This is a genomic window from Acinetobacter sp. P1(2023), from assembly GCF_028367635.1.
GTDB lineage: Bacteria > Pseudomonadota > Gammaproteobacteria > Pseudomonadales > Moraxellaceae > Acinetobacter > Acinetobacter pittii_E.
Genome location: NZ_JAQNDD010000005.1, coordinates 34,291 through 60,414 on the forward strand (window position 1 = coordinate 34,291; position 26,124 = coordinate 60,414).

At 40.1% G+C, this 26,124-nt stretch carries 25 protein-coding genes; 9 read left to right on the forward strand and 16 right to left on the reverse strand.

The window, feature by feature from the left end; translation table 11 throughout:
• Positions 1-171: 171 nt before the first annotated feature.
• A complete protein-coding gene (locus tag POD11_RS09170) occupies positions 172-1,809 on the forward strand; it encodes an acyl-CoA synthetase (protein WP_262457016.1) in 1,638 nt (545 codons plus the stop codon).
• Between the two features lie 48 nt (positions 1,810-1,857).
• Here the strand turns inward: POD11_RS09170 and yjgA are convergent, their stop codons facing one another.
• The 9 genes from yjgA to mazG form a co-directional block, all read right to left on the reverse strand.
• The gene (gene yjgA, locus POD11_RS09175; RefSeq protein ID WP_016142178.1) at positions 1,858-2,394 is read right to left on the reverse strand and encodes a ribosome biogenesis factor YjgA; all 537 of its coding nucleotides are present in this window, start codon (positions 2,392-2,394) and stop codon (positions 1,858-1,860) included.
• A 2-nt stretch (positions 2,395-2,396) separates the two neighbouring features.
• On the reverse strand, positions 2,397-2,666 hold the full coding sequence (locus tag POD11_RS09180; protein ID WP_000567533.1) for an HPr family phosphocarrier protein: 270 nt from the start codon (positions 2,664-2,666) through the stop codon (positions 2,397-2,399).
• Complete coding sequence (gene rapZ / locus POD11_RS09185; RefSeq protein WP_002117179.1) at positions 2,663-3,514, reverse strand: RNase adapter RapZ; 852 nt, start codon at positions 3,512-3,514, stop codon at positions 2,663-2,665. The genes POD11_RS09180 and rapZ overlap by 4 nt, the downstream gene beginning before the upstream one ends.
• A 22-nt stretch (positions 3,515-3,536) precedes the next feature.
• Positions 3,537-4,385: a pantoate--beta-alanine ligase gene (gene panC / locus POD11_RS09190; protein ID WP_239974793.1), complete on the reverse strand. Its 849-nt coding sequence runs from the start codon at positions 4,383-4,385 to the stop codon at positions 3,537-3,539.
• Positions 4,386-4,388: 3 nt separating this feature from the next.
• Positions 4,389-5,198: a 3-methyl-2-oxobutanoate hydroxymethyltransferase gene (panB, locus tag POD11_RS09195; RefSeq protein WP_239968406.1), complete on the reverse strand. Its 810-nt coding sequence runs from the start codon at positions 5,196-5,198 to the stop codon at positions 4,389-4,391.
• A gap of 45 nt (positions 5,199-5,243) precedes the next feature.
• Entirely contained in the window at positions 5,244-5,726 is a 483-nt protein-coding gene (gene folK / locus POD11_RS09200) for a 2-amino-4-hydroxy-6-hydroxymethyldihydropteridine diphosphokinase (RefSeq protein WP_016142181.1), read from the reverse strand.
• Positions 5,723-7,189, reverse strand: coding sequence for a polynucleotide adenylyltransferase PcnB (gene pcnB, locus POD11_RS09205; RefSeq protein WP_239968407.1), 1,467 nt, complete (start codon positions 7,187-7,189; stop codon positions 5,723-5,725). Before pcnB ends, folK begins: the two co-directional genes overlap by 4 nt.
• Before the next feature lie 125 nt (positions 7,190-7,314).
• Entirely contained in the window at positions 7,315-7,719 is a 405-nt protein-coding gene (locus POD11_RS09210; RefSeq protein ID WP_262457017.1) for a ComEA family DNA-binding protein, read from the reverse strand.
• Positions 7,688-8,494 carry a nucleoside triphosphate pyrophosphohydrolase gene (gene mazG / locus POD11_RS09215; protein WP_262457018.1) on the reverse strand — a complete coding sequence of 269 codons (807 nt, stop codon included), beginning with the start codon at positions 8,492-8,494 and terminating at the stop codon, positions 7,688-7,690. The genes POD11_RS09210 and mazG overlap by 32 nt, the downstream gene beginning before the upstream one ends.
• A 112-nt stretch (positions 8,495-8,606) precedes the next feature.
• Here mazG and POD11_RS09220 point away from each other — a divergent pair, with 112 nt between their 5' ends.
• Positions 8,607-9,380: an SDR family oxidoreductase gene (locus POD11_RS09220; protein WP_262457019.1), complete on the forward strand. Its 774-nt coding sequence runs from the start codon at positions 8,607-8,609 to the stop codon at positions 9,378-9,380.
• Between the two features lie 48 nt (positions 9,381-9,428).
• Here the strand turns inward: POD11_RS09220 and POD11_RS09225 are convergent, their stop codons facing one another.
• Genes POD11_RS09225 through cysM form a run of 4 tightly spaced genes read right to left on the reverse strand, consistent with a single transcriptional unit; the run spans position 9,429 to position 14,921 of the window.
• Positions 9,429-11,735: a RelA/SpoT family protein gene (locus tag POD11_RS09225; RefSeq protein ID WP_016142186.1), complete on the reverse strand. Its 2,307-nt coding sequence runs from the start codon at positions 11,733-11,735 to the stop codon at positions 9,429-9,431.
• 30 nt (positions 11,736-11,765) lie between these two features.
• A complete protein-coding gene (gene rlmD / locus POD11_RS09230; RefSeq protein WP_262457020.1) occupies positions 11,766-13,157 on the reverse strand; it encodes a 23S rRNA (uracil(1939)-C(5))-methyltransferase RlmD in 1,392 nt (463 codons plus the stop codon).
• 9 nt (positions 13,158-13,166) lie between these two features.
• The gene (locus POD11_RS09235; RefSeq protein WP_262457021.1) at positions 13,167-13,985 is read right to left on the reverse strand and encodes a 3'-5' exonuclease; all 819 of its coding nucleotides are present in this window, start codon (positions 13,983-13,985) and stop codon (positions 13,167-13,169) included.
• A gap of 12 nt (positions 13,986-13,997) precedes the next feature.
• The gene (cysM, locus tag POD11_RS09240) at positions 13,998-14,921 is read right to left on the reverse strand and encodes a cysteine synthase CysM (RefSeq protein ID WP_262457022.1); all 924 of its coding nucleotides are present in this window, start codon (positions 14,919-14,921) and stop codon (positions 13,998-14,000) included.
• 172 nt (positions 14,922-15,093) lie between these two features.
• On the opposite strand from cysM, the gene POD11_RS09245 reads away from it, so the two are divergent.
• The 6 genes from POD11_RS09245 to POD11_RS09270 all read left to right on the forward strand — a co-directional run bounded on the left by POD11_RS09245 (position 15,094) and on the right by POD11_RS09270 (position 21,985).
• Positions 15,094-17,901 carry a GacS-like sensor histidine kinase gene (locus POD11_RS09245; protein WP_262457023.1) on the forward strand — a complete coding sequence of 936 codons (2,808 nt, stop codon included), beginning with the start codon at positions 15,094-15,096 and terminating at the stop codon, positions 17,899-17,901.
• Between the two features lie 94 nt (positions 17,902-17,995).
• Positions 17,996-18,784, forward strand: coding sequence for a crotonase/enoyl-CoA hydratase family protein (locus POD11_RS09250; RefSeq protein ID WP_262457024.1), 789 nt, complete (start codon positions 17,996-17,998; stop codon positions 18,782-18,784).
• Positions 18,785-18,796: 12 nt separating this feature from the next.
• Entirely contained in the window at positions 18,797-19,666 is an 870-nt protein-coding gene (locus tag POD11_RS09255; RefSeq protein WP_224992270.1) for an NAD(P)-dependent oxidoreductase, read from the forward strand.
• Positions 19,667-19,679: 13 nt separating this feature from the next.
• Positions 19,680-20,474 (forward strand): hydroxypyruvate isomerase family protein, encoded by a 795-nt coding sequence (locus tag POD11_RS09260; protein WP_262457025.1) that lies wholly within the window; start codon positions 19,680-19,682, stop codon positions 20,472-20,474.
• Between the two features lie 81 nt (positions 20,475-20,555).
• Positions 20,556-20,957, forward strand: coding sequence for a ribosome silencing factor (rsfS, locus tag POD11_RS09265; RefSeq protein ID WP_001047580.1), 402 nt, complete (start codon positions 20,556-20,558; stop codon positions 20,955-20,957).
• A gap of 206 nt (positions 20,958-21,163) precedes the next feature.
• Entirely contained in the window at positions 21,164-21,985 is an 822-nt protein-coding gene (locus tag POD11_RS09270) for an SDR family NAD(P)-dependent oxidoreductase (RefSeq protein WP_151748483.1), read from the forward strand.
• 53 nt (positions 21,986-22,038) lie between these two features.
• Here the strand turns inward: POD11_RS09270 and POD11_RS09275 are convergent, their stop codons facing one another.
• From POD11_RS09275 to POD11_RS09285, 3 genes are read right to left on the reverse strand one after another with little or no spacing between them, the layout of a single operon-like run.
• Complete coding sequence (locus POD11_RS09275; protein WP_262457026.1) at positions 22,039-23,493, reverse strand: NAD(P)(+) transhydrogenase (Re/Si-specific) subunit beta; 1,455 nt, start codon at positions 23,491-23,493, stop codon at positions 22,039-22,041.
• Between the two features lie 12 nt (positions 23,494-23,505).
• Positions 23,506-23,820 carry a proton-translocating transhydrogenase family protein gene (locus tag POD11_RS09280; RefSeq protein WP_000230434.1) on the reverse strand — a complete coding sequence of 105 codons (315 nt, stop codon included), beginning with the start codon at positions 23,818-23,820 and terminating at the stop codon, positions 23,506-23,508.
• 11 nt (positions 23,821-23,831) lie between these two features.
• Positions 23,832-24,959, reverse strand: coding sequence for a Re/Si-specific NAD(P)(+) transhydrogenase subunit alpha (locus POD11_RS09285; protein ID WP_002117245.1), 1,128 nt, complete (start codon positions 24,957-24,959; stop codon positions 23,832-23,834).
• A gap of 238 nt (positions 24,960-25,197) precedes the next feature.
• On the opposite strand from POD11_RS09285, the gene POD11_RS09290 reads away from it, so the two are divergent.
• The gene (locus POD11_RS09290) at positions 25,198-26,124 is read left to right on the forward strand and encodes a DMT family transporter (protein ID WP_262457027.1); all 927 of its coding nucleotides are present in this window, start codon (positions 25,198-25,200) and stop codon (positions 26,122-26,124) included.

Below are 26,124 nucleotides of genomic sequence, written 5' to 3' on the forward strand. Positions count from 1 at the left end.
CGATTTTTAAATATATTTAGCACAAGTGGTTTAAGATGAAGAAAATAGCATTTTTGCTCATTTTTTTGACTGGAAGGTATCGCCCTTTAAGACTAAAGCATAAATGCTTTGATGAATATTAAATCATATTTTCAAAGAATGAATTAAAAATAGAACACGGAGTTGTTTCACATGGTTAGTGCTTATGATGAGTTACCACGCACCCCCGCAAACTTTGTTGCGTTATCACCTCTACGCTACTTAGAGCGTGCAGCTTATATTTATCCAGATCAAGCTTCGATTATTCATGGTAAGCGTCAAATTTCATGGAAAGAAACTTACCAACGTTGTTGCCAATTTGCATCTCAGCTCAAGCAATTGGGAATTGAAAAAAATGATACGGTATCTGTCTTATTGCCAAATATTCCAGCCATGATTGAAGCGCATTTTGCAGTTCCTATGGCTGGTGCGGTACTCAACACCCTCAATACACGTTTAGATGCAAAAACAATCGCTTTCATGTTGGAACATGCAGAAAGTAAAGTACTGTTGGTTGACCCTGAATTTGTAAATTTAGCAAGAGAAGCCCTCTCACTGATTCCTAACCAACACATTATTGTAATTGATGTAGCTGATACGGACTACGAAGGTGAAAACCAGTTTTTAGGTTCTTTTGAATATGAAGAATGGATCGCTCAAGGCGACATTAACTTCTCTTGGCATTTACCAGAAGATGAATGGGATGCGATTAGTTTAAATTACACCTCAGGAACTACAGGTAATCCTAAAGGTGTGGTCTATCATCATCGTGGTGCTTATCTTAATGCTGCAAGTAATATTCTCGCTTGTGGAATGAAACCGCGTGCTGTGTACTTATGGACACTGCCGCTCTTTCATTGTAATGGCTGGTGTTTTGCATGGAGCATAGCAGCAAGTGGTGGAACTAATATTTGTTTACGCAAAGTCGACCCAGAATTAGCCATGCAATTGATTGCAGAACACAAAGTTGATTATTTCTGTGGTGCACCTATTGTTCTTTCAATGATTCTTAATTTACCTAAAGAAAAACAAACTAGCTTTGATCATCATGTTGAAGTTATGGTGGCTGGAGCAGCTCCCCCTGTTGCCATTATTGAAGGCATGCGCAACATGGGGATTAACGTAAACCACGTATATGGTCTAACAGAAACTTATGGGCCTTCTGCTTTATGTGCTTCGCAATCTGGATGGAATGAGCTATCAATTGCTGAACAAGCCCAGCTTCATTCGCGCCAAGGCGTACCCTACCCATTACAAGATAGTATGCGTGTGTTAGATCCCGAAACAAGGCAGCCTGTCCCGAATGATGGACAAACCATGGGAGAAATTATGTTCCGTGGCAATATTGTCATGAAAGGTTATTTAAAGAATCCTCAAGCAACTCAAGAAGCATTTGCAGGTGGATGGTTCCATACGGGCGACTTAGCCGTTTGTCATCCAGATGGTTATGCAAAAATTACTGATCGCTCAAAAGACATCATTATTTCTGGTGGAGAAAATATTTCATCTTTAGAAGTAGAAGATGTTTTATATAAACATCCTGCTGTTTTAACCGCTGCAGTTGTTGCTAAACCCGATGTGCGTTGGCAAGAAGTACCCTGTGCGTTTATTGAGTTAAAGATGGGTGCTACGGCAACACCTGAAGAAATTATTGCACATTGCCAAAAAGAGTTAGCGCGCTTTAAAGTACCTAAAGATGTGGTTATTACTGAAATTCCCAAAACATCGACAGGTAAATTACAGAAATTCATTTTGCGCGAATGGGCAAAAGAACGAGCTGAAAATATATAAATAAAAAAGCGACGCTCAAGGCGTCGCTTTTTTACTATTGAAGAGCAATTAGCCTTGATCAGACAATAGGGCAATTTGCTGCACATAGTTAACAAATTTACCTTTTGATGCTTCAAGCTCTGCTTCACTCACTTCTTGACTTTTATCACGCTTGATTCTCAACACATGCTGACGCAATGTGTGACGCTCTGAGGCATTATAAATTTTGCTAAATTCATTAATTGCAGGATCGCCTTGTTCGATCATACGATCAACCCAACGCATCAATTGAGCCTGCTTTTTTGCGCCTTGCTGCGGAGTTAAATAAGACAAAATAACGGTCTCATCTTCATTGCGCAATAATTTACCAATACGTTGAAACTGACGACGACGAGCTTCAAAAGAACTAATGTTCTGTACTTCCATTAACGCATCAATTAAACGTTCATCTACTGGGAGTTTTTGAATCTGTTTAATAGAAAGTTGTGCTAACTGCTCGCCTAAAGCAGCCATACGTTGAACTGCTTTTTTCTGTTCTGTCTTACTTGCACGTCCTTCTAAAGAGCCAAAATCTTCTTCAGTATAACGTTGGGGACGACGTGCCACGATTAATCTGCCTCATAAAATTTTGCGGCGAATAACGCCTGTACTTCATTTAATGCCTGCTCTTCGTCGGTACCATCAATGACCAATCGCAAAGTGGTCCCTTTACCTGCACCTAACATCAGCAAAGACATAATATTTTTTGCATCTACTAAATGATCGCCTTTTCCAATTTGGATCGACGAACGAAATTTTGTAGTGACCTCTATCAGTTTTCCTGATGCACGAGCATGTAAACCGAGTTTATTAATTACATCAACAGTTGTGTCTATCATGACCAGTGCTTCATTTCTCTGTGTAAGACCTGAACAGACCATTCTGCCTCAAGTGCTTGTTTTAGTCTATCTACGATATAAACGGAACGATGTTGCCCCCCAGTGCAGCCAATAGAAATCGTCATATAGTGACGATGTCCTTCAGCAAATGCTGGAAGCCATTTTTTTAAGAAGTGAAGAATATCGTCAAACATTTCGTTTGCTTGCGGACTTGCTTCTAAAAATAGCCTTACTGGCTCATCCAAACCAGAAAAACGTCTTAATTCTAAATCCCAATGCGGATTTGGTAAATGCCGTACATCAAAAACATAATCAGCATCTAAAGGAATGCCATGTTTATATCCAAATGATTGCAATATGACAATAAGCTTATCTGACTGCCCTAATTTAGACAGTAAAATATGCTTTAAATCATGAACACTTTTATCTGTTGTATCAATATGAACCGTGGCACGGAACTGAATTGGGAGCAGCAACTGCTTTTCTTCATGGATACATTGCAACAGACTTTTAAAACGATTGGCCAATGGATGTGGTCGACGTGATGCACTAAAACGTGCGATCAAATCCTGATCTTGGGTAGTGAGATAAATCACATCAACCGTGCCATGTTTTTGTAGTTGCTCAAAAACATGATCAAACTCTTGCATGTCTGCACGAGTACTTCGAACATCCACACCTAATGCCAATTGCTCTAGGTTATTTTCATGATCTAGCTTTGCCACAATTTCAGGCAGCAATGCCAAAGGCAAATTATCAATACAGTAATAGCCCAAATCTTCTAGTACTTGGAGAGCTGAAGATTTTCCTGAACCAGACTGTCCTGTCACGATAAGTATACGCTTCATGGCATGGCTGTCCTTTGATCTGTTATTGGGGTGTAAAGGCAACTTCTAAATTATCAATCAAACGAGTTGCACCCAATTTTGCCGCGACAAACAACACAATATCGCGATCAAACTGAGTAGCAGGTAACAGATTTGACTGACGAGCTTCGACATAATCCACAACAAAGCCATTATCTGTCAACTGAGTTTTAATATCTTCTAAAACTTGTTGTAGATCTTTACCTTGATGTAACTGCTGTTCAGCTTGCTTTAAACTTTGATAAATAACCGGAGCGACTTGACGTTGTTCAGGGCTTAAATAACCATTTCTTGAGCTAAGGGCTAAGCCATCTGCTGCACGAACAATTGGCACGCCAATGACTTCTAAAGGGATATTTAAGTCTTGTACAAACTGACGAATCACTGCTAACTGTTGATAATCTTTTTGACCAAAGAAAGCATAATTAGGCTGCACAATATTAAAAAGCTTAGTGACCACCAACGCTACGCCATCAAAATGACCTGGACGCGAGCTACCACATAAAGCATCCGTAATTTGGCTGACACTTATGTTGGTTAAGCGAGGCTGAGTACCGTACATTTGATCAACCGATGGCGCAAAAATAATGTCACAGCCGACATCGGCCAATAGACGACTATCTTGCTCTAAAGTACGAGGATAGTTATCAAAATCTTCACCCGGCCCAAATTGAGTTGGATTTACAAAGATGCTAACAACGACAACATCACATAACTTTTTCGCTTCACGAACAAGTGTGAGATGTCCTTCATGTAGATTTCCCATAGTTGGGACAAAACCAATAATTTTACGCGCAGCTCTAGCAGGATTTAAAGATGCTGCAAGACCTTGTATGGTGGTTTCTGTTTTCATGAATTACAGCTCAACGTGGAAAGTATGTTCTTTGGCAGGGAATGATTGATCCTGCACAGCAGCGTGAAAAGCTTTAAATGCATCTAAAATGGCAGTTTCACCAGATTGTTCTTTCATAAAGTTACGAACAAAACGCGCAACTCGACCAAAAGTTAAACCTAGCATGTCTTGTACTACAAGTACCTGACCATCAGTCTCATTACCCGCACCAATACCAATCACAGGCGTATTCGGGAATAGTTCAGCAATTTCTTGTCCTAACTGAGCAGGTACACATTCAAGCAATAGAACTGCTGCGCCAGCCTCAACCACAGCTGTACAGTCGGCAATAAGCTGATCTGCTGCTTCACGTGTTTTAGCTTGTAATTTATAGCCACCAAATACATGTACAGATTGAGGGGTTAAGCCTAAATGTACGCAAACAGGTACGCCATTACGGGTTAAAACCTGTACAGTTTCACTTAACCATGCACCGCCTTCAATTTTGATCATTTGAGCGCCAGCTTGCATGACTGTTCTTGCGTTTTGCAAAGCATCATTTAAAGTTGCATAACTCATAAATGGCAAGTCAGTCATAATCAAGGCATGTTGGTTACCACGACGAACTGCTGCCGTATGATAAGCCATGTCTTCAACAGTTACAGGTAAAGTTGAGTCACGACCTTGAATTGCCATTCCAAGAGAATCACCAATTAAGATAGTATCAATTTCAGCAAGTTCCATTGCTTTTGCCATACTCGCATCGTAACAAGTTAGGCAAGAGAACTTACGTCCTTCGGCTTTAAATTTTCTTAAGTCACTTAGACTAATCATGATGGTATCCTCTACAGGAGTTTGCAGAACGTAATAAGTCAGACTTTAAGCCCAAGACTCATCAGCAAGTACAGTCAGCGTTGGCTGCTGTAAGAGTTCTAAATTTTTAAGTGGCTGATCATCAATATGTAAATCAGCATCTAAATCTAATAAAGGAATTACAACGAAATCTCGTTCTAGAATCCCAATGTGCGGCACTGTTAAACGCTCATTTTGAATTTTTTCATTGCCATATATCAGCAAATCCAGATCTAAAGTACGCTCGCCCCAACGACGAAGACGCACACGACCAGCCTCTTGCTCAAATCGCTGCAACTGATCTAATAAATCTAAAGGTGTGAGATCTGTATTTAACTCGGCTACAGCATTTAAATAATTTGGTTGATCTTGAGGCCCCATAGGTGGGCTTTGATAAAGTCTAGAAACTTTCACCGCACCTAAAGTTTTAAGCTTAGCAATGGCTTCCGATAAAATTTGACGCGAATCGCCCAAATTACTACCTAAACCAATATAAGTCTTCGTTGTCATTGCGTTGGCCCAAAAATCACTTGGCTTAAATCGCGTTGTACTCGCTTACGCTTCAAAATCGGATGATCATTCATCGTCCCGCCTGCGTCTGAAGCAGTGGCTTTTTCAATAAAACGCCCCATCGATTGGTCTTGTCGAGTACGTTCTTTTTTCCCACGACGACTACGTGGTTCCGGAACATCAACCAAAGGCTCAATTTCCGTTTCAACTTTATTGTTTTCAACAGATTCGGCAGCAGCTTTACGACGACTTTTTGCTTTCTGACGATTGTACTGGCTAATCGCAGCTTCTTTTTCGTCATTCGACATTTCTTGGTAGGCTTCCCACCAGCTTCCCATTCCTTGTGTCGTGTCATCACCCGACTTTTCACGAAGTAACAAGAAGTCAAAACCAGCACGGAAACGTGCATGTCCTGCCAATGCTTCTATTTGCTGTGGTTTTGGATTAAGCAAACGAGTCTGCATTTCCCAAACTTCACGAATAAAAGTTTCTGCAAAACGAGGAATCACTGTGCGTGTTGCCTGACGCTTTAATACATCTAAACCTGCCTGTGCACGTGCTTCAGCGGGTACAACACCTTTAGATAAATAAAATTCACAACGTTCTAAAAATGGTTGCCACAATAAGACCGCATAGAAAAATGCCGGATTAATTGTTTTACCAACTTGAATACGTTGATCTGTATTCTTTGCTGCTCTTAAAATAAATGGTGTAAGGTTCGGCTGAATATCTGCAAAGAGTTGTTTCCAGACTCCAAACTCAATCAACATTGGCAAAACACGTGCCAGATGCCCCATTGTAAAAAGCTTCTGCGATTCATCATATAAACGATGCGGAGAAACATCACGCAGTAACTGCGTCATCTCTACATCAAATATATCGAGAATATTTGAATCAATTTTGAAATTTAATTTGGCTGCAAAACGTAAAGTTCGCAGCATACGCACTGGGTCTTCTTCAAAACGCTGTGCTGGATCACCTAATAAACGTAGAGTTTTATTTTTTACATCATCAATCGCTTTGCAGAAATCGAGCACAATACTCTTACGCGGTTGGTAATATAGCGTATTGATAGAAAAGTCACGGCGAGCAAAGTCTTGTTCGATGGTTCCCCAGTTATTGTCACGTAAAATCATGCCCGAGGCACTGGTGACAGCTTTTTTAGGAGGAGCACGGAAAGTTGCAACTTCAATGAGCTCACGCCCTGAATAAACATGTGCTAATTCAAATCGACGGCCAATGATTCGACAACGTCGACCAAAAACTTCTTTAATTTGGGAAGGTGTTGCATTAGTGACTGCATCGAAATCTTTAGGATTGAGCCCTAGCATTAAATCACGGACACCACCCCCAACAATATAAGCCTCATAGCCTGCTTTGGTCAGGCTATCGATCACATCTAAAATCGAAGAAGGAAGTTGGGCTGTGGACAAACCACATTTTGACGCTCGCAAGGTTTGCAAAAGACGCTGTCTCCTACGTCAGGACGTAAATAACAAGTTGTCGCTAATCATAGCTCTAACGCACACAAAGGGCAATTTGATTCTCTGTAGTTTGCGCATGAAATGACAATTGACAGACAGATAATTTATAAAGTCAAACGCGCTTTATTCTTTTCAAAAATGGCTGGACCAATACCTTTTACATTTTTAAATTCATCAATATTTTTAAAGCCACCATTCTTTTGACGGTACTCTACAATCGCTTGAGCCTTTTTTTCACCAATACCTTTTAGCTTTTGAAGCTCATCAATATTGGCTTGATTCAAGCGAATTTGTCCTGACGAATCAGTCATAGATGAGCTTTTTGAAGCATTAGAATGAGAGGCGTGTTGCATGCTCAACCTCTGATCATACATTTGTTGCTTCACCTTCCACTCCTTAAAATTTTGATCAAAAGATTGAGCGTGAACAAAATTTGATGAAATCAGGCTCCAAAATAAAGCAATGAAAATATAGTGTTTATTCTTCCAAAGATTCATGCTGAGCTGCATGTGTTTTTTCCCCTAACTTTAATTGCCGCTTTGCCTGATTCCACAATTCATCCATTTCAGACAAAGTCATGTCTTCTAGTGTTCTTTGCTGTTTTTGCGCTTGGTCTTCAATAAAAGCAAAACGACTTCTAAACTTATGTATTGTTGATAAAAGTGATGTTTCACTTGAAATCGCAAGTTTACGTCCAACATTGACCAATGAAAACAGGCAATCGCCAAATTCATCTTGAATTTCATCAATATTTTTATTTTTTAATGCCTGCTTAAACTCATCCAATTCTTCTTCTAGTTTTTCATAAGCATCTTCTACTGTTTCAAAATCAAAGCCAACCTTAGCAACATTTGCTTGTATTTCTTGTGCCTGTAATAGAGCTGGTCCATGTTTAATTTCGTCCAACCTTGATTGTGGCTTCCCTTGTTTTTCTTGCTGTTTAATTTGTTTCCAAAGCTCACTGACTTGTTCTGGGGTTAAGTTATTAAATTGATCTGCCTGAAAAACATGAGGATGACGACGAATTAGCTTTTCACTGATTGCCTCAACAACATCTTGAAAGTTAAAAGCACCTTGCTCACTAAACATCTGTGATTGAAATACAACTTGTAATAACAAATCTCCCAGCTCATTTCGGATTTCATTCATATCGCCTTGACGAATCGCCGCCTCAACTTCATATGCCTCTTCAATCGCATATTTAGTCAGTGACATTGGGGTTTGTTGTTGATCCCACGGACATTTTTCACGTAACTCTTGCATAATTTTAAGCAATTTATCCATGGTAACCCTCAAGTTTAAAAAGTCGGTCAGTAAAACTAAGATTTTAATTTGCTATGATCAAAATCAAAGCGATTAAATCAGTCGCACTATTGTACTGAGAAAGAGAAAAAATATGGGATACAGTATTCTGATTAGTGGCGCTGCTCAAGGTATTGGGGCTGAAATTGCACGGGTATTCTACAAACAAGGATATAAAGTGGGCATTTATGATATTAATGAATCGCTTGCTCAAGAACTATCAAATACCTTAGGGCCAAATGCTCGTGCCGGCTACCTAGATGTAAGTGATTACAGCCAGTGGCAACACATATTAAAAGAATTTACCGAATGGGCTGGCGAACTTAATATTTTGGTCAATAATGCCGGTATTTTATATTCTGGAGCATTTGAAACAACTGATATTAAAGCTCATCAAAGAACAATAAATATTAATGTAAATGGTGTCATCAATGGCTGTCATGCTGCTCTACCCTATTTAAAACAAGCGTCTTTTGCACGCGTCATTAACCTCTCTTCAGCCTCTGCAATTTATGGGCAAGCTGATTTAATCTCTTATTCAGCGAGTAAATTTGCAGTTCGCGGAATTACCGAAGGTTTGGATGTGGAATGGAAAAAATATGGTATTCGTGTTTTAGATGTAATGCCGCTATTTGTACAAACCGCAATGGTTAACAATATGGATGCAGGCACCATTCAAAATATGGGAATAGATTTAACCCCAAAAGATATTGCTCAGCAGGTGCTTACGCTTGTAGAGAAAAAGGCTCACTTTTGGACACCTACTCACACTCCGGTTGGCATAAAAACCAAACTGCTTTATCAGCTCTCAACATTAAGCCCTCAGTTTTTAAACCGACTTACCAATATTTATTTATCGAGAAAGTAATTTGCAATAAAAAAGGCTATCAAATAATAGCCTTTTTTACTCAATTTATTAAACGCCTTGAATCATACGTCGCGCACTAATAATTCCCGGTTGCTGCTCTAAGCGAGCCAATAAGCGAGAAAGCTGTGCTAAACCTTTAACCTCAATGAGCAACTTCATATTAGCAATACCATCTGCCTCTGAAATTGTATTAACCTGACGAATATTGATCTGGTCAGAGAAAATCACTTGAGTTAGGTCTTTAAGCAGGCCACGACGATCATAAGCCTCCACCACAATCTGAACGCTTTGACCACGTGTTGGCTGCATTTCCCAATCAGCTTCAACAGCACGCTCTGGCTCTTGCTTAATCATACGCTGATAGTCTGAACAAATGACTTTGTGGATGCTAACACCACGATTCAAAGTAATATATCCAGCGATTGATTCACCATGCACTGGTTGACAACATTGAGCAATGTGAAGCTCTACATTATCTAAACCATCAATTAAAATTCCATGTGCTGATAGCGTATGGCTAGCACGCGGATTTAATGTTGGTTTAAGTACTAGCTCAGGCTCATCCTGATCTAGATGCATTTGGCGATTCACCTGATTAATCAAGGCATGTAAGCTAATATCACCACTAACCAGACTCACCAAAATGTCATCGCCCGTTTTCACATTAAAGTGTGACGAATAATCGTTTAAGTCGATACTTTTTGGATGAATCGCTAGACGAGCTAACTCTTTATTAAGGAGTTCTCGGCCTACTTCAAGGTTTTTACTACGGTCTTGCTGTCTAAACCAATGACGCAACTTGTCACGTGCACGTGAGGTTTTAATATAACCTAGAGAGTTCACCAACCAGTCACGGTTTGGTTCACGATCTTTTTTAGTTAAAATTTCAACCTGTTCACCCGTTTTTAAAGTATAGGTAAGTGGTACGTAACGCTGATTGACACGCGCCGCATAACACTTGTTCCCTACTTCTGTATGCACGTGATAGGCAAAATCTAAAACTGTTGAACCGCGCGGCAATTCTTTAATATCGCCATCACGACTAAAAACATAAATCTTCTCAAAGCCTTCAAAGTCTTGTAACTGTTCAAAGCCTTCTGTTTCATCTTCGTTTTGATGTACTGTCGTATCATTACGTTCTTGATAGTGCTCTAAAACAGCACGCAACGAATGCAAACGATGGTTAAAAGAATGGTCAGTATTCTTTGAACCTTCTTTATAGTTAAAGTGCGAACAAACACCTAACTCTGCTTCATCATGCATTTCATGAGTACGAATTTGTACTTCAAGAGATTTATTTTCAGCAATTACAGCAGTATGTAATGAGCGATAACCATTTGCTTTCGGGTTGGTAATATAGTCATCAAACTGATGCGGAATATGGCGCCAGATTTGATGTACGATACCTAAAGAGTGATAACACTCTGGTACACTATTGACCAATACACGCAAAGCACGAATGTCATAAAGTTGGTCGAAGCTCAGGTTTTTGCTCTTCATTTTTCGATAAATCGAATAAATGTGTTTTGCACGACCTGTAATTTCAGCTTCGATGCCGTAAGACGCTAACTCATTTTTCAAACGATCAATGACGAACTGAATATAATGCTCACGCTCTAAACGCTTTTCATTGAGTAATGAAGCAATTTCTTTATAGCGGTCTGGAGCCAAATAACGAAATGCTAGATCTTCAAGTTCCCATTTAAGCTGAGCAATACCGAGTCGATGTGCCAAAGGTGAATAAATAGTAAGAATTTCACGTGCTACACGTTCTTGGCGTTCGCGAGAGGAATTTGCCAACTCTCGTAGAGAATAGGTACGTTCAGCAAGTTTAATTAAAACAACACGAACATCTTCGGTCACTGAAATCAGCATTTTATAAATGCCGCTTAAATGTTCTCGCTGATTATTATTAAAATGATCTTCTAACCGTTTATTTTTCTCAATGAGTTCTGAGAGTTTACCCATCGCCAAAGTACCTTTGACAAGGTTATAAACTTGCTCTCCGAATTTCTGTTTTACTTCTTCTATATCGGTAATGTCTTCACGCACACTACGATAGAGCATTGCTGCCGATAGAGTATCTTCATCTACATGGAGATGCGCCAGAATGTCAGCCATTCCAACGCCTGTAGCGAAAGTATTTGAACGATGATTAACCGTTGAATCTAACTCTTTTTGCAGGGTTAAATGAGCAACCTGCTCAAGCTGTTCAAGCTTCGCCCCGTCTAATATTTCACGCACCCGATCCAACCATGAGGCTAAACCGATTTGCGTTTCGGCGGCATGCTCTACAGTCGTTTCCTCGGACAACTCAGTTAGTTGTTCAGGTAACTGTTCACGTACTGTGACCATACCATTCTCCTCAATATGTAACTCATGTTTTTAATCGTTTATCTCTTGAATTTTTTCAAATAGTGCAATGGATTCAACATGTTCTGTGTGCGTAAACATGTCCATCACAGCTGCTTTTTTTAACTGGTAACCATATTGGACCAAAACACCCGCATCCCTTGCCAGTGTAGCTGGATTACATGATACATAAACGATTCTTTTTGCTCCAAAATTTGATACATACTGCATAATTTCATATGCACCAGCACGAGGAGGATCAATCAATAATGCATCAAATCCTTGATTTGCCCAAGAATGATGCGAAAAATCTTTTGTTAAATCTTGTGAAAAGAAGGTTGCTTGCACCAAACTATTGCATTTTGCATTAGCTGTTGCCCGCTCTACCATTTCTTCACTCCCTTCCACACCGACAACCTGACCACTCTCACCAACACATCGTGCTAACGGGAGTGAGAAATTGCCTAAACCGCAAAATAGATCAAGTACCTTTTCACCTGGTTGCAATTGAAGCAATTCACATGCCAATTGAACCATCTGTTCATTTACTGTGGCATTGACCTGAGTAAAATCCAATGGCGAAAAAGCAAAATTTACATTAAATCTTTCTAAGGCATAATGTAAACGTAAAGCACCTTGCTCATCATCAACACGATGAATGCTTTCTGGACCTTTAGGTTGCAAATACAACTGCCAGCCTTTGTGTAACGCAAATTGCTTTAATTGGTTGACATCAGAATTGTTTAATTTTTCTACATGACGAACCAATAAAGAAACTTCATTATCACCTTTTGCTAATTCTACATGACCTATATGCGCTTTGCCTTTTAGACTTTGGAGTAAAGTACGTAACTCAGGCAGACTATTTGATAAATTTTTATCCAAAACACTACAGCTATGGATCGAAGTTAAACGATTACTATGATGTTCGCGAAATCCCATGATTAAGCGATCTGGTTTTGGCAGATAGCGCACGCCTATTCGAGCACGACGACGATAATCACTTTGTAAAGATCGAATCGGTTCTAGCCATTGTTCAGGTTGAATACCTGCAAAATGCCGTAAATGTGACTGGAGTACATTTTGCTTTAAACGAATTTGTTCATCAGGATGGATATGCTGCATGCTACAGCCACCACAAACACCATAATGAGGACAAATTGCCTCAATACGATGTGCTGAAGGCTCTCCTAACAACTGCAACATCTCAGCCTCTTCAAGGCGCTTCGCTTGATGGGTAATCCGAGCCTTTACAGTTTCTCCGGGCAATGCATAACGAATAAAAACTTTTTTGCCATGCTTATCTGCTGGATGATCAGGATGAGAACCATAATGCGCAATTCCCCGCCCCTCATGAGAAAGTGTTTCAACCTGAAAAATATATTCGGGCTGTTGGAGGTTGCGAGATTTGGCTTGTTGTTTCAAAGGATGAACCTAAAAATCTGAAGAATTAAAATAGTGAGAAGTAAATTCAGTATGTTTTGAAGTACGTTCCCATACTTCAAGAAAATCGGCCTGCTGAGGGATAGTCTGTAAATATTCAATACTCGAACTGATCCAGTGGTTATGTTCATCTACATTCAATTGGCCTTTTAGCACTAACCAACGTAAATAAATAAACCACGTATTGAGCACGTCCCCTTCACAGTAGCTAGTCAATTTTAACCACTGTTGATTACGGACATATTCAGGCACATGATAACCCGACTCACCACGCTTACCTGGCAAACCTAAAATACAGGCAATATCATCAAGCTTTTGAAAATTACGGCCATTAAACATTGCCATCACATCCATTAGATCTATATGGCGATGGTGATAACGGTTTTGGTAATTATTAAAACGCTTTTGGCTATCAATTTCACCTTGATCAAATAGACCCGGTGCAGAAAGCCCATGATACATCGCGCGAAATAGAATGACAGGTAAATCAAATTGTGAGCCATTCCAACTCACTAAAGTCGGATGGCGCTTATCAAAAATAGATAAAAATTTCTGCAAAATTTCGGCTTCAGAATATTGTTCTCGACTAAAAGAAAATAATCTAAAACCAGACTCATCTATCCATAAACCAGAGATACAAACGATTTCATGTAAAGGCAAACGCTGAAAATCCATGCCAGATTCTTGGCGACGGATTTTTGTGAGTGCTTGATCTACATCGGCCTCAGGCAAATCAAGATGATATAAATGCGCTCCCGCTTTTAAATCAGTTAAAGTTTCAATATCAAAAACTAAGGTAGGGAAACGCATGATTTCTCTCAATTATGAGTTATCGTCCTGTACTGAAAACAGTCCTGTAGATAAGTAGCGGTCACCACGATCACAGATAATGCAAACAATAACAGCATCCGGATTTTCTTCTGCAATTTTTACTGAAGCCCACACTGCCCCACCAGAAGATGTACCTGCACTAATTCCTTCCTGACGTGCTAAACGGCGAGCCGTTTTTTCCGCTTCAATTTGCGGAATATCCATAATTTTATCAACACGCTTTGGATCGAAAATCGTAGGTAAATATTCTTGTGGCCAACGGCGAATACCAGCAATATTTGAACCTTCAGAAGGCTGTAAACCAATAATTTGAATATCTGGGTTTTGTTCTTTTAAATATTTTGAAATTCCCATGATGGTACCGGTTGTACCCATTGAACTCACAAAATGAGTAATCTTCCCACCTGTTTGCTTCCAAATTTCAGGGCCAGTGGTAAGGTAATGAGCTTCGACATTATCTGGATTGCCAAATTGATTAAGGACTAGGCCTAGACTTTCAGCTTGCATTTGCAAAGCCATATCTCGTGCAGCTTCCATATTCGGTGCTTCAATCAATTCTGCGCCATAAGCACGCATTGCATCCTTACGCTCCTGACTTGAATTCCCTGGCATGATTAATTTCATTTTATAGCCACGCATTGCAGCAACCATTGCCAAAGCAATACCCGTGTTTCCACTGGTTGCCTCAATTAAGGTATCTCCTGGCTTAATTTGACCACGTTTTTCTGCCTGCATAATCATGTTATATGCTGGACGGTCTTTTACAGAACCTGCCGGATTATTACCTTCCAATTTTGCTAAAACCGTTGCCTGCGTGTGACACGCCAAACGCTGCAAACGGACTAGAGGTGTGTTACCCACATAGTGATCTAACAAAAATTCGTCGGCTAAAAAATCAGGTTGTGTATTACTCATGATCAACACCTATATCGAGGTGGGCCTATTGTATGAAAAAATGCTTGGTACTGCACCCATTTCAATATGCTTTTTCATAAAAGCGATTAAAGCTCGGTCATTTATAAAATGCCGTCTGTTTTAAAATAAAGCGTGATAAGATGCCGTACAGAGAGATAAATCTGATGTAGCCATGTCTAATTTCAATAAAACCTTATCGAAACGCTTACGTCTGAATCATGCATATGGGCAATTAATTGCTCTGATTTTTGTGCCTATTATGATTTTAACGTGCGTTGGTGCTTTTCTGGTTTTAACTGAAACCTCACATTCAGTAAAACAACAACAGCTACATCATGCCTCTGCAATCTTAGCTCGCTACAATCAGATCGCGATCGATTTATATAAGCTAGTTGAACTAGAGCCCGATGAATATGATCACGCCCAGCACATCATGCAAAGCATGTTTAGTGAGAAAAATCTAAAACGTGCTGCTTTAATTGACAGTAATGGTCAGACCTATTTAAGTATCGGTTATCGCGACAATCGCTACTGGCCGAACTTCAAACAAAACAATAATTTTTTTGGGCCAATCTCTTATAACCACAATAATATTTATGGACAACGGATTAGCGACGCGCCTGGAAAAGCCCCTGTTTGGCTTGTTATTGAAATGGATAATCAGCCACTAGAACTGGCTCGTTACCGTATTCTGATCGCCCTCGTCATTACTGGGTTAATGACCTTACTCTTACTTTTACTTTGTTTGAATTTTTATTCACGTCGCTGGATTGCGCCGATGTATGAAATTCGCATGCAGTTGCAACGTTTAAATGCTGACACACTAGACCAGCACATGGTGATTAATAGTACTGGTGAATTACGCTTGTTACAGCGAGATATCGCAAATGTCGTTAAACGATTACACTTTAGCTTTTTAGAGTTAAAAGAACATACTGAACAAACCGAAGAAGATTTACGTAGAACTTTAGATACTTTAGAAGTTCAAAATATTACCTATCGTCAAGCACGTGACCAAGCGATTTCATCGAACCAAGCTAAATCAGTTTTCCTTGCCAATATTAGTCATGAGCTTCGAACCCCTCTAAATAGTATTGATGGCTTTATTCATTTATTACTTCGTCAACAAAACCTAAATAACGAACAAAATCTTTATCTACAAACTATTCGCAAGTCATCAGCCCATTTATTGGCATTAATTAATGATGTATTAGATTTTTCAAAAATTGATGCAGGTAAATTAGAGCTAGAAACTGCACCGTTTGATTTAGAAGAAGCTGTCTTTGATGTCATGGATATGTTGTCTCCACTGGCTGCCCAAAAGCATATTGCTATGGCTTTTTACTATGCCGACAACATTCCACAACAAGTGATTGGTGATGCTTTACGCTTCAAACAAATTCTGACTAACTTGATTTCGAATGCGATTAAGTTCACTCCAGATGGCGAAATTATTGTTCGTGTTCGTATGGAACATGATGATATTGGACAATGCTTACTTCATTTTAGTGTGCAAGACAGTGGTATTGGTTTAAGCGGTACAGACCGTAAAAAACTATTTGAATCATTCTCGCAAGGTGATGCATCCGTTACACGTCAATTTGGCGGTACAGGTTTAGGTCTAGCTATTTCGAAACAGCTTGTTCATCTTATGCATGGACAAATTGGCTTTGAAGATAACCAAGAACGTGCTCCAACAGAAAAAGGCTCTACGTTCTGGTTTACCGCACAATTTGTGGTAGATGAAGATTACGAGATTGAACATCCACACTTTGAACATTTACAAGTAGTGTCTTATCTTGCACACCCTGCTACCGCAAGTGTTTTACGTTACTACCTTGAAAACTATCATGTTCCTCACATCGAGACACAATCAATTCTGGACTTATTTAGTCGTTTAAAACATCTTGATCAAAAAGATAATACATGGCTTATTGTTGACCACAGTGGTGACACTGAAGCCTTATTAAAAGAAATTCGCAGCCGCTATCAAGGTAATTTGGCAGTTTATGGTTATCAAATGACGCTTGAGCCAAATATGCTCAATGAATATCGTGCTCGCCCTCTCTATCAACCATTAAGCCGAAGCGGACTCATTCAATTATTAAATGATCAACCTATTTTTGAAGAGGAACAACAAGACTTTAATGGGCAGGGTTTACACATTCTGGCGGTCGACGATCACTTACCCAACTTAATCGTCTTAGAAGCTCTGCTAGGTGAACTCAACGTTAGAACAACTAAAGCACTCAGCGGCCAAGAAGCCTTAAACCTCATCCAAGAGCGAATCGATCAAAAGCTCAAACCATTTGATTTAGTGTTCATGGATATTCAAATGCCTGTTATGTCAGGTATTGATACCACTCGCGCTATTCGTTCGCTAGAGTCAACTTTAGACGGTGAAATGCAGCTTCCAATTATTGCATTAACAGCCCATGCCCTTGCTGATGAAAAGCAAAAACTTCTCAAAGTCGGCATGAATGACTATGTCACCAAGCCAATTCAAATGGAACAAATTATCCAGATTTTAACGCAATGGACTAAAAACAACTTTGCGGCAAAAGCACTAGAGAAAGACCATCATGTCGTTGCAGAAGCTTTAGATCCGCAAATTTTAAACTGGCAACAAAGCTTGCAGCTTGCAGCAAATAAAGAAGACTTAGCTCAAGACTTACTTAAAATGTTAGTTGACAGCTTCCCAACTGAGCTAGATGAAATGCAGCAGCTCATTGAGCTTGAAGACTTCCCTCAACTTGAGCATGTTTTACATCGTCTTTATGGCGCTACTCGCTATGTAGGTACTCCAAAGCTACAACAAGTGACAGGTGACTTTGAGCAATTTATTTCAACACTACGTAAAGAACGCCGTATAGCAGATGAAGGCTTCATTGAAGAAGTGATGAGACGCTTCGACGAGTTAGGACTTGTTGTAAAAGAAGTAGAAAGTGCAGCTCATCAAATCTTGGTGATTCCTGACTAATCTATCTACAAAACAGGCATGACTGGGCTGTCATGTTTCCAAATTACAGCCATGTTATGCTCCGCTTATCTATAAAAAAAGAAGCGGAAATCTCATGGCACTCTTACGTATTGAAAAGAATAATGGCATTGCAACGGTATATTTAAACCGTCCTGACAAACGCAATGCCATGAGTTTTGCCTTATTAAAGGAACTTGTTTCAACAGCAAAAGCCATTAAAAAGGACCGTGATATTCGCTGTGTGATTTTGACAGGTGAAGCACAAGTTTTTAGCGCCGGAATTGATTTATCCGACCTAAACAATCCAAAAAATTCTGCTTTTGCCATTTGGGAGCTTGTGAAACCGGGCCAAAGCCTATTCCAAAAAGCATTTCTTATTTGGCAAAATTTACCTGTACCTGTGATTGCAGCATTAGAAGGATATTGTTTTGGCGCAGGCATGCAACTTGCCTTAGCAGCCGACATTCGAATTTCTCACCCTGACACTAAAATGTCGATTATGGAAAGTCGTTGGGGCTTAGTTCCAGATATGGGACTTACTCGTTCATTGAAAGGTTTAATTGGCGTTGACCTTGCAAAAGAACTCACCTTAACCGCTCGTGTTTTCGATGGAAATTATGCAAAAGAGATTGGTCTTGTCACTCATTTAAGTGCCTCTCCACTAGAGAAAGCAAATGAAATTGCAGCTGAAATGTTACAACGCTCACCAGATGCGCTCACTGCGGCAAAACGTGTACTCGATGCGATGGAGCACCAACCAGAAAAATCATTACGTTTAGAAAAAATCTGGCAACTTAAATTATTACTTGGTAAAAATAGCAAACTTGCTCGTAAAAAAGACAAACATCCGGAAGTTAATTTTTTACCACGCCAATATAAATAAAGAGCTTAGATTATGAATTTTGATCGCAACACCCCTATTGCTTTTTTAGGCATAGGGTTGATGGGAAGCCGCATGGCAACCCGCCTTATTCAGGCAGGTTTTCAAGTTGCTGTTTGGAACCGAACCTCTTCTGCATGTGAAGAACTGATTGATATCGGCGCACAGCCTTTAGATCTTATAAATATTGGCGAATATCCTGTTATTTTAACTTGTCTCGCAGATGACAAAGCCGTACAAAGTGTATTTGAGCAAATTCAACCTCACTTAAAAGCTAAACAGGTGATTGTTGATTTCTCAAGCTTATCTGTTGCTGTAACAAAAACACTTGCTCAAGAGGCTGCTAAGCATGACGTTACTTGGATTGATTCTCCTGTGTCGGGAGGAACAGCTGGGGCAGAACAAGGCACACTTGTCATTTTTGCAGGCGGTGATGCTCAAACAATTACAGAATTAACGCCTATTTATAATGTTCTATCTCAACGTGTAACACGCATGGGAGACACAGGAACTGGTCAAGCCACCAAAATTTGTAACCAACTCATCGTTGCAGCCAACAGTGCGCTTATTGCAGAAGCTGTCGCGCTTGCAGACCGAGCGGGTGTAGATACAACTTTACTCGCTCCAGCCTTAGCGGGTGGATTTGCGGACTCTAAACCCTTTCAAATTCTGACGCCACGCATGGCAACTCATACATTTGAGCCTATTCAGTGGAAAGTTCAAACATTATCTAAGGATCTTAACAACGCAGTAACATTGGCTAACAATGTTAATTTAGACATCCCCGTTGCACAAAAAGCTCTATTACAGCTACAAACTCACCAAAAAAATGGCTTTGCCGAGAAAGATTTAGCTACTATGATTCAATTAGTAGAGCAAAAATAAACGGAGTTTGAGTATGAGTCGTCTTGCAGTCAATTTATCCATGATTTTTACCGAAGTTCCTTTAATTGAACGCTTCGCTCTGGCTCATGCACAGGGCTTTGAATATGTAGAAATTCAATTCCCCTATGAATTGACGATTGAAGATATTCAAACTCAACTCGAACGCTACAATCTCAGCCTTTGCTTAATTAATGTACCTGCTGGTGACCTTATGCAAGGTGGAAATGGTTTAGCAGGCATACCCGGCCAAGAAGCAGCTTTTCATGAAGCATTAGAATTGGCTATTCGTTATGCCACCGCTTTAAATGTTCCTCGTGTTAATATTTTAGCGGGTAAACAACCGCTCGATGCTGACTTACTGCCTTGTTTAAAAACGTTAGCAGCTAACCTAAAACTTGCCTGCAATTTACTCGGTGAACACGGTATAGAGCCTGTTTTTGAAATGATTAACGGCACTGATATGCCACGCTTTTTAGTGCAAAACATTGCACAAGCACAAGAGATGCTCGAAGCGGTCAACCAACCTACTCTCAAAATGCAGTATGACTGCTATCACATGGCGATGATGGGTGAAGACGTACTTGAAGGTTTACAAGAGAATATTAACTTAATTGGACATATCCAATTTGCAGACTGCCCAGGCCGCCATGAGCCCGATACAGCTCAAATCCCATATGAACAAATTTTTTCTTGGTTAAAGCAAAGCTCATATCAGAACTATATTGCAGCAGAATATAAACCTGAAAATGGTTCAAATCAGTCGTTTACATGGAAGAAAAAATACTTTTCTGATGATGTAAATATATAAACTGTTACGACTTCTGTTTGAAATTTAGCGCGAAAACCACTATATTAGATAGTGAGTAATTGTCAGGAAAATATACCCTATATGAATTTAGAACCATCGCCCAGCGTGTCTAATTCTCACGATTTCGCAATGAATACCTCAAATAAAGACGTACAAGCTTGTCTCAAAGTCGTCCACGACGCTTTAGTTGATGTAAAAGCAAAAGATATTCTCCAGTTAGATGTTAGCTCAATTAGCAATGTCGCTGATGCTATTGTAATTGCAAGTGGTACTTCTACTCGCCATGTCAAAGCACTTGCTGACAATGTTGCAGAAGAAGCTCGAAAAGCCGGTTTCCGCCCGATTGGCGTTGAAGGTGAACGAGATGCAGAATGGATCTTAATTGATCTCGGCTTTGTTGTAGTACATGTAATGCTACCAACAGCTCGTAAATTCTATGATTTAGAAAGCTTATGGCGTACCGCTCCAGAGTCGGTTGCTTAAAATTTTGCTTTTAAAAAAGCGGCTCTTTTGAGCCGCTTTTTTGTTTCTCTAATAACAATTTAGACCCTTAAAAAAAACCCACCTTTACCCTTAAGAAAACCAATCATCACTTACAACTAAATTTGACATGACAAATTGTCAGTTTTACCGCACTATACAAATTCTTAAAGTTCTCACCAATAAATAGCATAACCGGAGTACAGAAAGTGAAGATATTAATTACAGGCGCCAACACAGGGATTGGTTTTGCCACAGCAGAACAACTTGTTAAACAAGGGCAACATGTGATTTTGGCATGTCGAAATCCTCAAAAAGCGCAAGAGGCACAAAACAAACTAAGCTCACTCGACCAAGGACAAGTCGATGTCGTTTCTCTCGACTTAAATAGTCTTGAATTAACAAGAAAAGCTGCCGATGAAATTGCTGATCGCTATGGCAGCCTTGACGTACTCATTAATAATGCAGGTTTATTTTCTAAAACAAAACAACTAACCACAGAGGGTTTTGAGCAACAATTTGGGGTTAATTATCTAGGTCATTTCTTACTCACTCAAAAATTAATTCCAGTTTTACAGCAATCCCCTAAAGCACGCATTATCCATCTTGCATCTATTGCTCATTGGGTTGGCTCAATTAAACCCAATAAATTTCGTGCAGAAGGTTTTTACAACCCCCTGTTCTATTATGGGCAATCAAAACTTGCAAATTTACTGTTTAGCAATGCATTAGCAGAACAACTCGCAGGAAGTTCAATTACCAATAATGCATTGCACCCTGGCGGTGTTGCTTCTGATATTTATCGTGAATTACCAAAACCAGTTTATGCAGCGATGAAATTAGGCTTGGTTCCAACCTCAGTTCCAGCAAAGCTCATTACAGAAATGGCAACTGGAGATGCATGGCAAAACCGCAACGGCGAATATGTCAGTGCACATATGCCAGACTGGAAATCCTCACATGCTAAAAATCAGCAACTGGCACGTGACCTGTATCAACAGTCTATGGATCTGGTAGAAAAATTTCTTTAAAAGTAGAGCCAAATAAAAAACCACCCGAAGGTGGTTTTTTATTTCAAAGCAACTTAGTGGCCTGTACCGTTAATTGCTTTCGTCATATCTTCAACAACTTTCTTAGCATCACCAAAGATCATCATTGTTTTTTCGTTATAGAACAAATCATTGTCTAGACCAGCATAACCTGTTGCCATAGAACGCTTAATCACCATGATTGTACGCGCTTTATGAGCTTCAAGAATCGGCATACCATAAATTGGTGAGCTTGGATCATCTTTCGCAGCAGGGTTTACAACGTCGTTTGCACCAATTACAAGTACTACGTCAGTTGCAGGGAAGTCTGAGTTGATCTCGTCCATTTCCAAGATGTCTTCATATGCTACGTCTGCTTCAGCAAGCAATACGTTCATGTGACCAGGCATACGACCTGCAACCGGATGGATTGCAAAGCGAACTGTGACACCTTGTTCTTTTAAAAGTTCACACAACTCTTTTACAGCATTTTGTGCACGACCTTGTGCCATACCATAACCCGGTACAATCACAACGCTGTCAGCATTTGACATCAAGAAGCCAGCATCATCAGCAGAACCAGAACGGTAGTTACGTTGAACTTGCTCACCTTTAGCAGCCGTAGAAACTGCCGCACCGCCCATTGCACCACCAAACAATACATTGATGATTGAACGGTTCATTGCTTTACACATGATGTACGACAGAATCGCACCAGATGAACCTACAAGCGAACCTGCAACGATCAACATGTTGTTTTCAAGGGTAAAGCCAATACCTGCCGCAGCCCAACCAGAGAATGAGTTAAGAAGTGATACCACTACAGGCATATCACCACCGCCTACAGGCGCAATCCAAACCCAACCAAATGCAAGTGCAAGTGCTGTCATTGCCCAGAATGCATTCATGCTACCAGTCGTGAAGAAGTAGAAACCACAAGCCAACATCGCAATAAAGATGAGTGCTTGAACAGGTTTAACCCACGCACCAGAAATTGTTTTCGCCCATTTTTTAGCAGCTAATTTACCGTATGCAAATACAGATGCAGTAAAGGTAATCGCACCTACGAAACAACCAACAAACAATTCAAACAAGTGAACCTTGCTCATGTGTGCATGCTGCACGCCAGCTGCTGTTAAAGCCGCTTCATTTTGAGCGAATAGCTCAGTAAGTTGGTTGTTATGTAAAATTGCAGCAATTGCAATGAGAACAGCAGCCAAACCAACCAATGAGTGCATAAGCGCAACAGTTTCTGGCATTTGCGTCATTGGTACGGTACGAGCACGTGCAATACCTACGATTGCACCGAGCACCATTGCACCAACGATCATCCAGATCACTGGATTATTAGCAACAAAGAAAGTCGTTACAACTGCAATCGCCATCGCGATCATACCGTAACGGTTACCTTGAATTGCTGTTTTAGGGCCAGACAAGCCACGAAGCGTCAAGATAAAGAGGATTGCGCCAACAAGGTATAACCAGTTTGCATTTGCTTGAATAAATTCCATGTCAAAGCCCTCTTATTTCTTTTGCTTAGGCTTGAACATTTCCAGCATGCGTGCAGTTACTGCGAAGCCACCGAAAATATTAATGCTTGCCAAAAATACTGCAATCGCACCGAGTACGCTCACCACATTCACACTTTGAAATGCAACGTTAGCATCTACACCTAAAACTGGCAGACCCACAGTTTGCAACATCGCACCCACCACAATAATAGATGACAACGCATTGGTTACTGCCATAAGTGGCGTATGTAAAGCTGGCGTAACGCCCCAAACCACGTAATAACCTACGAAGATGGCAAGGACGAAAATTGTAATAGTTTCAACCATGAGAAATCTCCTTAACCACGCTTAAGCAGTACTTGACCGCCATGAGTGACCAATAGGGCTTTTTGGATTTCGTCTTCTTGATTAATCGCAAAGTTTTTCTCTTTGTCGAATAAAGTCTCTACGAAATTAAAAACGTTACGCGCATACAATGCAGAAGCTTCTGTTGCTACAGTTGCCGGAATATTTGGAACACCCAAAATTTTCACGCCATTTTCAGTAAATACAGTCTCACCCACTTTAGAGCCTTCAACGTTACCACCAGTTTCAACTGCCATATCTAAAATGACAGAGCCCGGTTTCATCTTGGCAACAGTTTCAGCTTTAATCAGACGTGGCGCATCACGACCTGGTAGTAATGCAGTCGTAATCACGATATCTGCGTTAGAAACAGCTTTATCTACAATCGCAGCCTGGTCTTTGATGTACTGCTCACCGGGCATCCATCCATAACCATTTTTAGCGGCATCCGCTGCACGTTGTTGCTCTTCTTCAGACATTGGTACGTCTAACCACTTACCACCTAAAGACTCAACTTGATCTTTTGCTGTAGGACGCAAGTCAGTCGCTTCAACAATTGCACCTAAACGTTTTGCAGTTGCAATCGCCTGTAGACCGGCAACACCGACACCCATGATTACAACACGTGCAGGTTTTACAGTACCCGCAGCAGTCATAAGCATTGGGAACATGCGTTGATATTCAGCAGCAGCAAGTAAAACTGATTTATAACCAGCCAAGTTTGCTTGAGAAGACAACACATCCATGTTTTGTGCACGAGAAAGCGTACGAGGAAGCAGTTCTAGAGCAAAAGCAGACACTTGTTGATTCGCAAACTGATCTAGCTCGGTATTACGATAAGGATCAAACATTGCTACAACAGCGGTATTTGCTGCAAGTTTCTGAATTTCCCCGCCCTGTGGAGCGCGAACTTTCAAAATAATTTGACTACCCGTATAGGCATCATCCGTAATGGTTGCACCGACCTGTTCATAAGCACTGTCAATGTACGCAGCCTTTACACCAGCACCACGTTCAATCACAACGCTATGACCAGCGCTAATCAACTTCTTTACTGTCTCTGGCGTAGCAGCTACACGATTTTCACCGACGACAGTTTCGGTTGGGATTCCGATCTGCATGAGCGTTCCTCAAGCTAATTTCTCATTGTCAAAAACATTGCAAGCTGCAATGTTTCCCCCATGTGTATTCTTTGTACAGAATTTGGATTCTAATTGAACTTTTTTAAAATACCACCCAATATTTATTTAATAAATACCCATATTTTGAACTGATGATTCACGATATTTGATTTGAGGTGTAATATAGGAAGATTTTTCTTTTTTTACAGACAATAGTCTCTCTTATACAGTCCTGTATATGAAAATTTCTTTATCATCGTTTCAAATCGGGTCTTTTTTTGCGCTTTGCTCTGCGTTTTTATTCAGTACCAAAGCAATCTTTATTAAACAGACTTATGCCCTTTCTCCATTAGTCGACGGTACAGTCCTGATGGCTTTACGCATGTTAAGCGCTTTACCGTTCTTTCTATTAATTTGCTGGTTTAACAGGCATCATAATCAGGGCATAAAAAAGAAGGATTGGCTAATTTTAATTTTTGCCGGTCTATTAGGCTACTACTTTGCAAGTTGGCTCGATTTCATGGGTCTTATGTTTATTAGCGCCTCTCTAGAACGAATTATTCTATTTTTATACCCTACTCTCACCGTCATTGTTTCGAGTCTACTCTACAAACAAAAATTAGATGTAAAAAGTTTATTTGCCATTTTTCTTAGTTATGGTGGAACGGTGCTGGTTATGCTTCAGGAACACAGCAACGCACCAATTCAGGGCAACTTCTGGTTAGGAACAAGTTTTGTATTTGCAAGTGCTGTAGCTTTTGCTGGCTATTTATTACTAACACCCCCTCTCATTAAGAAATTTGGTTCTTGGAATTTCACAGGGTTAGCTCTAACTGTGGCTTGTGTCGGCACATTAACTCACTATGTATTAAGCACACCTCATCCTATTCAACTTCTATTACAACTCCCCTCTAGCGTGATTTGGTATGGGATTGGCTTAGGCTTTTTAGTTACCGTATTACCCACCGTTATGCTCATGCAAAGCATTGAACGGTTAGGAGCCTCTCAATCAGCAATGATCGCTTCGATTGGACCAGTTTTAACAATTTTACTTGCCGTGGCTTTTTTAAATGAACACCTAAATATATGGCAATGGGTCGGCTGCCTACTGAATATTGTAGGTGTAATGATGATTACATTAAGAAAGAAAAGACTGAAACATTAA

Bases quoted from the DNA above. Each gene is read 5' to 3' on its own strand.
- POD11_RS09180 (WP_000567533.1), bottom strand. From the start codon at position 2,666: ATGATAGACACAACTGTTGATGTAATTAATAAACTCGGTTTACATGCT.
- POD11_RS09290 (WP_262457027.1), top strand. From the start codon at position 25,198: ATGAAAATTTCTTTATCATCGTTTCAAATCGGGTCTTTTTTTGCGCTT.
- POD11_RS09220 (WP_262457019.1), top strand. From the start codon at position 8,607: ATGGGATACAGTATTCTGATTAGTGGCGCTGCTCAAGGTATTGGGGCT.
- panB (WP_239968406.1), bottom strand. From the start codon at position 5,198: ATGATTAGTCTAAGTGACTTAAGAAAATTTAAAGCCGAAGGACGTAAG.
- folK (WP_016142181.1), bottom strand. From the start codon at position 5,726: ATGACAACGAAGACTTATATTGGTTTAGGTAGTAATTTGGGCGATTCG.
- POD11_RS09245 (WP_262457023.1), top strand. From the start codon at position 15,094: ATGTCTAATTTCAATAAAACCTTATCGAAACGCTTACGTCTGAATCAT.
- POD11_RS09260 (WP_262457025.1), top strand. From the start codon at position 19,680: ATGAGTCGTCTTGCAGTCAATTTATCCATGATTTTTACCGAAGTTCCT.
- POD11_RS09255 (WP_224992270.1), top strand. From the start codon at position 18,797: ATGAATTTTGATCGCAACACCCCTATTGCTTTTTTAGGCATAGGGTTG.
- POD11_RS09275 (WP_262457026.1), bottom strand. From the start codon at position 23,493: ATGGAATTTATTCAAGCAAATGCAAACTGGTTATACCTTGTTGGCGCA.
- POD11_RS09210 (WP_262457017.1), bottom strand. From the start codon at position 7,719: ATGCAGCTCAGCATGAATCTTTGGAAGAATAAACACTATATTTTCATT.
- POD11_RS09235 (WP_262457021.1), bottom strand. From the start codon at position 13,985: ATGCGTTTCCCTACCTTAGTTTTTGATATTGAAACTTTAACTGATTTA.
- mazG (WP_262457018.1), bottom strand. From the start codon at position 8,494: ATGGATAAATTGCTTAAAATTATGCAAGAGTTACGTGAAAAATGTCCG.
- POD11_RS09225 (WP_016142186.1), bottom strand. From the start codon at position 11,735: ATGGTCACAGTACGTGAACAGTTACCTGAACAACTAACTGAGTTGTCC.
- panC (WP_239974793.1), bottom strand. From the start codon at position 4,385: ATGAAAACAGAAACCACCATACAAGGTCTTGCAGCATCTTTAAATCCT.
- cysM (WP_262457022.1), bottom strand. From the start codon at position 14,921: ATGAGTAATACACAACCTGATTTTTTAGCCGACGAATTTTTGTTAGAT.
- POD11_RS09170 (WP_262457016.1), top strand. From the start codon at position 172: ATGGTTAGTGCTTATGATGAGTTACCACGCACCCCCGCAAACTTTGTT.
- rsfS (WP_001047580.1), top strand. From the start codon at position 20,556: ATGAATTTAGAACCATCGCCCAGCGTGTCTAATTCTCACGATTTCGCA.
- POD11_RS09285 (WP_002117245.1), bottom strand. From the start codon at position 24,959: ATGCAGATCGGAATCCCAACCGAAACTGTCGTCGGTGAAAATCGTGTA.
- POD11_RS09250 (WP_262457024.1), top strand. From the start codon at position 17,996: ATGGCACTCTTACGTATTGAAAAGAATAATGGCATTGCAACGGTATAT.
- rapZ (WP_002117179.1), bottom strand. From the start codon at position 3,514: ATGAAGCGTATACTTATCGTGACAGGACAGTCTGGTTCAGGAAAATCT.
- POD11_RS09280 (WP_000230434.1), bottom strand. From the start codon at position 23,820: ATGGTTGAAACTATTACAATTTTCGTCCTTGCCATCTTCGTAGGTTAT.